Source organism: Streptomyces hokutonensis, from assembly GCF_042751305.1.
Lineage (GTDB): Bacteria > Actinomycetota > Actinomycetes > Streptomycetales > Streptomycetaceae > Streptomyces > Streptomyces hokutonensis_A.
Genome location: NZ_JBHYWD010000001.1, coordinates 360319 through 368302 on the forward strand (window position 1 = coordinate 360319; position 7984 = coordinate 368302).

Consider the following 7984-nt stretch of genomic DNA (forward strand, 5'->3'; position numbering starts at 1 on the left):
GCCGTGACGGCTCACGGCTGACCCTTGTCAGGGCGGTGACGGACTCCGGTATGCGCCTTCGAGCAGGAGAGCATGCTCCTTCCCTCCGTCCCGCCGAGGTGACCTGTCATGACACACACTCAGCTGCCCGACGAACTGCCCACCGAGCTCCAGAACGCCCTGGAGCGCCATGACCTCTGCGATGCCCAGCACCTGCTGTGCCGGCGCCCTTCGCACGTGATCGCCGACGATCTGGCCCGGATGGACACCGTGGACGCGGTCGTCGCGTTCCGGCTGCTAGGCAAGGACCAGGCCATCGAGGTGTTCGAAGAGCTGGAACCCGTGGATCAGCAGGCCATCCTGATGGGACTGCGGGACGTGGCGTTCCGCGAGCTGGTCGAGGAACTGGACCCCGACGACAGAGTGCGCATGCTGCGCGAAGCGCCCGCCAAGGTGGTCCGGCGGGTCCTGGCCGGGCTCAGCACGCACGAGCGCCAGGTGACGGCGGCGCTGCTCGGCTACCCGGAGGGCTCGGTGGGGCGCTACATGACACCGGAAGTCGTCGCCCTCGACGGACAGTCGACGGTAGGGCAGGCACTCCAACGGGTCCGGACCAAGGGCGCGGACGCGGAGACCGTCTACACGCTGCCGGTCGTGGACACCGGGCGCCGCCTGAGCGGCGTGGTCACCTTGCGTGAGCTGGTGCTCAGTCCGCCGGACGACAACGTCACGGACCATGTCGTCACCGGCGCTGCCCGCGCGTACGCCTCCGATTCCGCCGAGGGCGCCGCGCGCCTCATGCGCGAGACCAATGCCCTGGCCCTGCCGGTCGTCGACAGCGAGGAGCGGCTCGTGGGGCTGCTCACCATTGACGACGCGGTCGAGGTCATCGAGGAGGCGGACACGGAGGATGTCGTGCTGCAGTCCGGGGCGGCTCCCTGGATGGGGCACTACATGGCGGCGTCCGTCTGGCAGTTGGCGCGGTATCGGGTCGTGTGGCTGTTGCTTCTGCTACTGGCCGCGACGCTCACGGTGACCGTGACAGAGGCTTTCGAGAGCACGCTCGAAAGGGTCACTCAACTGGCCATGTTCATCCCGCTGTTGATCGGCACCGGAGGCAATGCGGGAGCGCAGGCGGCCACCGCCGCGGTACGGGCGCTGGCCGTGGGTGAAGTGCGCGTCTCCGATCTGCCGGCGATCATCTGGCGCGAGTGCAGAGTGGGCGTGGTGCTGGGCACGATGCTGGCCACCCTCGGGATGGTGCTGGGCACGTTGTTCGTAGGCGCGCAGATCGCCGTTGTCGTCGGCGTCACGCTGGTGATCATCTGCGGGTGGGCGGCCACGGTCGGTGGCGCCATGCCGTTGCTGGCCAAACGCCTCCACATCGATCCCGCGGTGGTGTCGGCCCCGATGGTGACGACCCTGGTGGATGCCACGGGGCTGGTGATCTACTTCCTCACCGCCCGCGCGGTGCTGGGCATTTGACGGGATGGGCCCCGAACGCTGAGGGGAAGACCTGACCGGTCGGAACCTTGTCGGGCTGTCTGACGCGTTCGTAGCGTGTGTTGTGGCCTGGTGCCTGGGAGGCGTCGACAGGGCGACGCCGGTGAAAGGGCTGACCGGCCAGGGCAGAGTGCGGACGGTGTGCGCGTCCGATCGCCGGCGGTTGTCGTGGTGACGTTCAGATTTCTCGGGCCCGTCGGGATAGTGGGCCGCGGCCAGGTCGACGTAGGTCCTCCGCAGCGGCGCAGTGTGATGGCGGCGCTCGCCGTGGACGCCGGCCTGGCGGTGCCGCTCGAGACGTTGATGAGGCGGGCGTGGGGCGAGGAGCCGCCGGAGGGGGGATGCTCCGCGAGGCTCAGGACCTGTGGCGCGGGGAGCCGCTCACCGGACTGTCGGGGGAGTGGGTGTCGCGGATGCGCGACAGCTGGGAGCGGCAGCGGCTGGCCGCGGTCACGGCGTGGGCCGACGCGGAGACGGCGGTGGGCAACCACGCGGTGGTGATCGGCTGGTTGCCCGAACTGATCGGCGAACACCCGCTCGTGGAGCCGCTGGTGGCCGTGCTGATGCGGGCGCTGTACGAGGCGGGGCGCGGCGCCGAGGCCCTGGAGTGCTTCGCCGAGGTACGGAAGGGGCTGGCCGGGGAACTGGGCGCCGATCCGGGTACCGAACTCCGGCAGATCCACCGGGCGATCCTGTACCGGCCTTCAGCGGCCGGGAGGGGGAGTTGGCCCGGCTCGACAAGATCCTCGCGGAGGGCATCGGCAGCCCCGCACCGGCGAGACCCGAGCTGCACAGCGGGCCGCCCGGAGCGCGGCGGACATCCTCGGCGAACTCGGCGTACCGGGCTCGGACGGCGTCCGGGCCCGGCTGCGCCGGCTCGGCCGGAGTGCTCCGGTTCAGAAGCCGCAGTAGTAGTGGGAGCCGTTGTTGGGCAGCAGGGAGTCGCTCACCCACCCGTACGTGCCGTTGGTTCGTTCTTGAGGTACGTCCAGGTGGCGGTGCCGTTGAAGGTGTAGCAGTAGTAGTTCGGGACGTCCTGGTTGTTCGCGTAGTGGCCGTTGTTGGGGCAAGCGGTGCTGGACCCTGTGCGCATGTTCGCCGAGACGCCTGCCGTCTGCCTGACATAGGCGCCCGGGTCGAGGATGGGGCCGGACGTACCGCAGGCCGCCGCCGCGGACGCGGACCCGGCCGTTCCGACCACGGCCGCCGGAACGGCGAGTGCGGCCACTGCGACGGACGCGAGACCGTACGAGACCACCGGACAGGAACTGGCCCGCTACACCTACCGGCCGCCACCGGCCCGGTTGTGACCGCTCCCGACCCGTGCCGAGCGGCACGGGTGGGGAAGCGGGAGCGTCGGCCGTGCCGCAGACGCGGCGTCACCGACCGCCCCCGGCCGATGTCGTGAGCCGCTACCGCCGCGTTCCGCACCCCGGGCAGAACGCCGCGCCGTCCGGCACCGTGGCGGAGCAGGACGCGCACGCGTTGGACTGGGCGAGGTGATAGCCGCAGCCGGAGCAGAAGGCGGCGCCATGGGTCTCGGTGCGGCACTGCGGGCACACCAACTGCCGTGGTGGGGTGGGGTCGTAGCCCTGCCCGGCCTGCTGGCCCGCGGCGTACGCCCGCTGGGACGCCATGTCGTTGAGGCCGCGCTGCTGGGCCGCCATGGCCTCGGCCGCGGTGTCGGGCGCGCAGCGCAGACACAGGCCCTGCGCCGCGTTCCAGCAGCGTCCGCAGACGTAGTCGGTGCAGCGTGCGCAGCGGTTGAAGTGCCCCTCCGCGTTGTCGATCGCCTGCTGGAACGCGTGGTCGCGGGCCTGCCCCCAGCCGGCTCCCGCGAGCCCGTCGGCCGCGGACGACACTCCCCGGCCCGCGCTGCCCAGCAGACTCCAGGCCACATCGACGCCCTTGCCGAGCCAGGTGGCGGCCCGCTCACCGACGTACGCCTCGAACGGCGAACGCCATGTGTCGTAGCAGCGGGCGCACGAGAACTCGAACTGGAAACCGGCCCCCGTTCCGTTGCGCACGCACAGGTCTCGGTAGTTGTTGCTGAAGTAGATCTCACCGCTCACGTGGTCCCCCCACAGTTCAGGCCGTCGGCACACTGCCGTATGACGCGAGCGGCAGGGTACTGGTTCTGGCCAAATTCCCGATGATGGGGGGACATCTGCCCAGCGGAAGGGCTTGCGGTACGTTCGGACTCAGGATGTGCACGCCGTCCTGAGAGAAGGCGGGAGATGGCCGAACCCCGGTCCCGGACCCGGTGGCGATGGCTCGTGCTCGCGGTCTTCGCGGTCGTCGTCTACGTCCTCGTACGCGCGGCCGACACTCCCCAGGCAGCGACTCCGCACCCCGCGACCGGGGCGTCCGGATCGGCGACGGCGGGCGGTTCGCGCAGTCCCTCGCCCTCGCCCACCACCTCGTCCTACGACCCCGCCGCCTACGTGTCCCAAGTCCGTACCCGGGCCCAACAGGCGGGAGTGAGCGCCCAGTTGGTGATGGCGATCCTCTACAACGAGGCCTACAAGCCGCACGACGCGGCCTTCGAGCGGGCCTGGCAGCGGTACAAGCCGGACGCGGCCTTCGGTATCGCCAACATGCACCGCGCGACCTTCGACGAGGTCAAGCAGGGCCGGGACTTCGCCGACCGGCGCTGGGACGAACTGCCCGACGACCGCGACCTCGCCATCGAGGCCGAAGCCTGGTACCTCCACGACCTGGCGGCTCAACTCCCCGCGACCCGCCACACCTCCCTCGGCAAGGACGATCTCCTCGCCCTCGGCTACAACACCGGCGCGGGCAACATGCTCGCCTTCGCCCGCGGTACGACACCGGGCAGCCAGGCCCAGTCGTACCTGGACCGCTTGCACGCCAACTGGGCCAGGGCCGCGAAAGCCGTTGCCGGGTAGGGCAGTTGAGACCTCCGCCGCCTGATCGGCGCGCCTCAGGGGGAGAGCCCAACGGCGGCACCGATGACGGTTGCTATATTGCGCAATCATCCGGTGCGAGGGGTGTGCCCTGACGTGCGGGTGGGCCAGTTGGGGCGGCGGTCGGTGCCGGTGCCGGTGACAGCGTAGGGAGTGGTGGATGAGCGACCCCCGGGGCGAGAGGTCCGGCCGTGCGGCCACGCGGGATCGCTCCGGCATGCCACGTCCGCGCAGAGCGGACGAAGGGTCTGCCCATCGGCCACCGGCCGGCAGAGCCGCCGCGCGGCAGGCGGCGCGGAACGGCGGTCACCGCTCGCGCCGCCGGGCCAAACCGGTGGCCCGGCGCCGCAGGGCCGCCCGCATAGCCCTGATCACGGTCTCGGCGCTGATCCTCGTCACCGCCGGAGTCGGCACCTGGCTCTGGCAGCACCTGAACGGCAACATCAACAGCGTCGCCCTCGACGACGGCGCGGGCGGCAAGGAGAAGGCCGACGCCTTCGGCCGTACCCCGATCAACCTCCTGGTGATCGGTTCCGACGGCCGGAACAACGCGGCCGACTGCAAACTGGGCGGCGGCTGCGGCTCGGGGAAGTCGACCGTCGGCCACAACGCGGACGTGGAGATGGTGGTGCACGTCTCCGCGGACCGTTCCAACGCCACCGTGATGAGCGTGCCGCGCGACACCATGACCCAGGTGCCCGCCTGCAAGGACCCGGACAGCAGCCAGACGACGGCCGGTTACTACGGCCAGATCAACAGCGCGCTGCAGTACGGTCCGGCGTGCCAGGTGAAGACCGTGCACCAGCTCACCGGCATCACCATCGACCACTTCGTGATGCTCGACTTCGCCGGCGTGGTGAAGATGTCCGACGCGGTCGGCGGTGTCTCGGTCTGCGTCAGCGACAACGTGTACGACACCTACTCGCACCTGAAACTGGCCAAGGGCACCCACACGCTCAAGGGCACCGCGGCCCTTGAGTTCGTCCGTTCCCGGCACGGCTTCGGCGACGGCAGCGACCTCGGCCGTACCGTCTCCCAGCACCTCTTCCTCAGCGCGATGATCCGCAAGTTCAAGAGCGCGGGCACGCTGGCCAACCCCGCCAAGGTGTACTCCCTGGCCGACGCCGCCACCAAGGCCCTGACCGTCGACACGGGCCTCGGCAGTGTCGGCAAGCTCGTGGACCTGGCGACCGACCTGGACAAGGTCCCGTCCAAGCGGATGACCTTCACCACCATGCAGACCGGCGCCGACCCGGCCAACGCCGACCGCGTCGTCCCGGCGGCCGGTGCCAAGTCGCTGTTCGCGGCCATCGCCAACGACCAGTCGCTGAGTTCGGGCAGCGGCAAGAAGAAAGCATCCTCCTCGCCCTCCGCGACCGCGCCCGCCGCGGTGCCGGCCGCCGAGGTCGCCGTAAAGGTGGAGAACGGCACCACCATCGGCGGACGCGCCTCCGTGATCGCCAACGCGCTCATCGCCAAGGGCTTCAGCCCCGGCACCAGCACCGGCAACGCACCCGAACAGACGGCGACCACCAAACTCACCTACGGCCCCGGCGAGAAGGCCGAGGCACAGACGGTGGCCTCCGCCCTCGGCCTGTCCGCCTCCCACCTCACCCAGAGCAGCGCGAGCGGCCTGACCCTCGTCATCGGCGCCGACTGGACCACCGGCACGACGCTCTCGAGCGCATCGTCCGCCGCCCCCGCCGACACCCACGCGGCCGTCTCCAACGCCAACGCCTCGACCGCCGACCAGTCCAAGACCTGCGCCAAGGTCAGCCCGTACAAGACCGTGTCCCTGAACGGCGTGCCGATGACACCCGCCCAGGCCTACGCGGCGGCGAGCAGCAGGAAGGACTCCGCTTCGTAGCCGACGAAGACCGTCGCAATATTCCGAGCGGACGTCCTCCCCGCGTCCGTATGATCCTGCCGCGATGAAGAGACGTGTGCAGTTCACCGAGCAGGTGGCGCGGTTCCGTGACTACATGCCGGCCTCGGACCGGGAGAAGTTCGAGCGCCTTGTCGACCGGATCGCGGCCGATCCCGAGGGCGACGACAGTCAGCTCGTCTACACCACCGACACCGTGACGCGTTCGGCCTGGGAGGACCGCGTCAACATCCACTACGTCGTGACGTCTTTCTTCGTGGTCGTCATCGAGTTGGACATCTACGACGCGGCGCGCGGCTTCAACGAGGAGTAGCCCTCGGGGGCTCCACGACACGGCGCGCCACATTTGCGAATTGCGCGATGACACAAGGAACTTGCGGACATTTGCGCAATTCATTCTTTACTTCGTCGTAATCTAGCGGGCTGGATGCGGGCTCTGTACGGTCGGGGCGCCGGATTCCCCCACTCCGCGAGGGAGCAACTCGGTGAACTACAACACCAACAGCGACGGTTCCAAGACCTACTACAACCCGATGACGAATGTCACCGTCAGCGACAACACCTCGATCGCGCCCTGGGGCGGCAAGGGCGTCGGCATCTACGGCGGCAGCGGCCACCCGGTCAAGGACAACTACGTTGGTGACACGGCCCGTTACATCGGCCTGGGCGCCGGACGCTTCGGTGTCAACGGCAGCGACCTGCTCTCCGCGACCGTGACCGGCAACACCGTGGTCCGCTCCGGCGGCAACGCCTAAAGCCAGGGCCGGCCCGCCCTGCACATCGGCAACGGCGGCGACGGACAGAACGTCGGGACCGTCGACAAGGTCACGGTCACCGGCAACACGGTCACCGACTCCCTCTACGACGGCATCGGCTTCTCCACCTCGACCAACACCCTGCTTCAGGACAACACCGTCAACACCCCGGGCCGCAACGGCATTTCGATCTCGCCGCCGTTCCACCCCTCGCCCACCGGCTCCGCGACGATAACTGGCAACACGGTCACGGGACTTCGCTCCGGCGCCTCGGCCTTCGTCGACAACTCCACCGGTTTCACCGCCACGTTGAGCGACAACCACTGGCCGCCGCCCGCACCTGAGGGCCCCTACGGCGGCACCCCGGCGGCCGTGCCCGGCACGGTGCAGGCGGAGGACTACGACACCGGCGGCCAGGGGGTGGCCTACAACGTGACCTCCGTCAACGGCAACGCCAACTCCTACCGCGCCGACGGCGTGGACCCGGACAACACCGCGGACACCGGCGGGGGTTACAACCTGGGCTGGACCGGCGCCGGACAGTGGTTCCGCTACACGGTCGACGTCGCCACGGCCGGCACGTACACCCTCGGCCTCCGGGTCGCGGCCCCGACCGCGGTGTCTGGCGCGCTCCATCTGTCCGACGCCTCCGGCACGAACCTCACCGGAGCCGTCGACCTGCCCGCCACCGGCGACTGGCAGACCTGGTCCACCGTGACCACCCGGGTGACACTGCCCGCCGGCCGCCAGGTTCTGACACTCGATCAGGACACCGGCGGCTGGAACATCAACTACCTGGCCTTCGCCGCGAGTTCGGACACCACCGGCACCGCCGCCACCACCTTAACCACCCCGAAGCCGTCGGCCACCTGACCCCTGACCCCTGACCCCTCAACCCTGACCCCACCCTCCCCACGGTGCCGCCGGACCCTCGG

Annotated in this window: 9 protein-coding genes and 1 pseudogene; 8 read left to right on the top strand and 2 right to left on the bottom strand. The window is 69.9% G+C overall.

Annotated features, from left to right (window positions below; all coding sequences use genetic code 11):
- Positions 1-108 precede the first annotated feature (108 nt).
- Both mgtE and ACFXC1_RS01650 read left to right on the top strand, forming a co-directional pair.
- Positions 109-1464 (top strand): magnesium transporter, encoded by a 1356-nt coding sequence (gene mgtE / locus ACFXC1_RS01645; protein WP_381237288.1) that lies wholly within the window; start codon positions 109-111, stop codon positions 1462-1464.
- Positions 1465-1823: 359 nt separating this feature from the next.
- A complete protein-coding gene (locus ACFXC1_RS01650; protein ID WP_381237290.1) occupies positions 1824-2498 on the top strand; it encodes an AfsR/SARP family transcriptional regulator in 675 nt (224 codons plus the stop codon).
- On the opposite strand, the gene ACFXC1_RS01655 is transcribed toward ACFXC1_RS01650, so the two are convergent.
- Together ACFXC1_RS01655 and ACFXC1_RS01660 are read right to left on the bottom strand one after the other, a co-directional pair.
- Positions 2429-2740 carry an SH3 domain-containing protein gene (locus ACFXC1_RS01655; protein WP_381237292.1) on the bottom strand — a complete coding sequence of 104 codons (312 nt, stop codon included), beginning with the start codon at positions 2738-2740 and terminating at the stop codon, positions 2429-2431. The genes ACFXC1_RS01650 and ACFXC1_RS01655 overlap by 70 nt on opposite strands.
- Positions 2741-2894: 154 nt before the next feature.
- Complete coding sequence (locus tag ACFXC1_RS01660; protein WP_381237295.1) at positions 2895-3554, bottom strand: double zinc ribbon domain-containing protein; 660 nt, start codon at positions 3552-3554, stop codon at positions 2895-2897.
- Between the two features lie 165 nt (positions 3555-3719).
- Between ACFXC1_RS01660 and ACFXC1_RS01665 the strand changes: the two genes are divergently transcribed.
- From ACFXC1_RS01665 to ACFXC1_RS01690, 6 genes and pseudogenes are all read left to right on the top strand, one after another.
- Positions 3720-4391 (top strand): lytic transglycosylase domain-containing protein, encoded by a 672-nt coding sequence (locus ACFXC1_RS01665; RefSeq protein WP_381237298.1) that lies wholly within the window; start codon positions 3720-3722, stop codon positions 4389-4391.
- A gap of 178 nt (positions 4392-4569) precedes the next feature.
- A complete protein-coding gene (locus ACFXC1_RS01670) occupies positions 4570-6276 on the top strand; it encodes an LCP family protein (protein WP_381237300.1) in 1707 nt (568 codons plus the stop codon).
- 64 nt (positions 6277-6340) lie between these two features.
- On the top strand, positions 6341-6607 hold the full coding sequence (locus tag ACFXC1_RS01675) for a hypothetical protein (RefSeq protein ID WP_381237302.1): 267 nt from the start codon (positions 6341-6343) through the stop codon (positions 6605-6607).
- A gap of 172 nt (positions 6608-6779) precedes the next feature.
- Complete coding sequence (locus ACFXC1_RS01680; RefSeq protein ID WP_381237304.1) at positions 6780-7049, top strand: hypothetical protein; 270 nt, start codon at positions 6780-6782, stop codon at positions 7047-7049.
- A 24-nt stretch (positions 7050-7073) separates the two neighbouring features.
- Positions 7074-7340 (top strand): annotated as a pseudogene (locus ACFXC1_RS01685) (right-handed parallel beta-helix repeat-containing protein); the annotation flags it as partial.
- 18 nt (positions 7341-7358) lie between these two features.
- Complete coding sequence (locus tag ACFXC1_RS01690; protein ID WP_381237307.1) at positions 7359-7922, top strand: carbohydrate-binding protein; 564 nt, start codon at positions 7359-7361, stop codon at positions 7920-7922.
- Positions 7923-7984 lie beyond the last annotated feature (62 nt).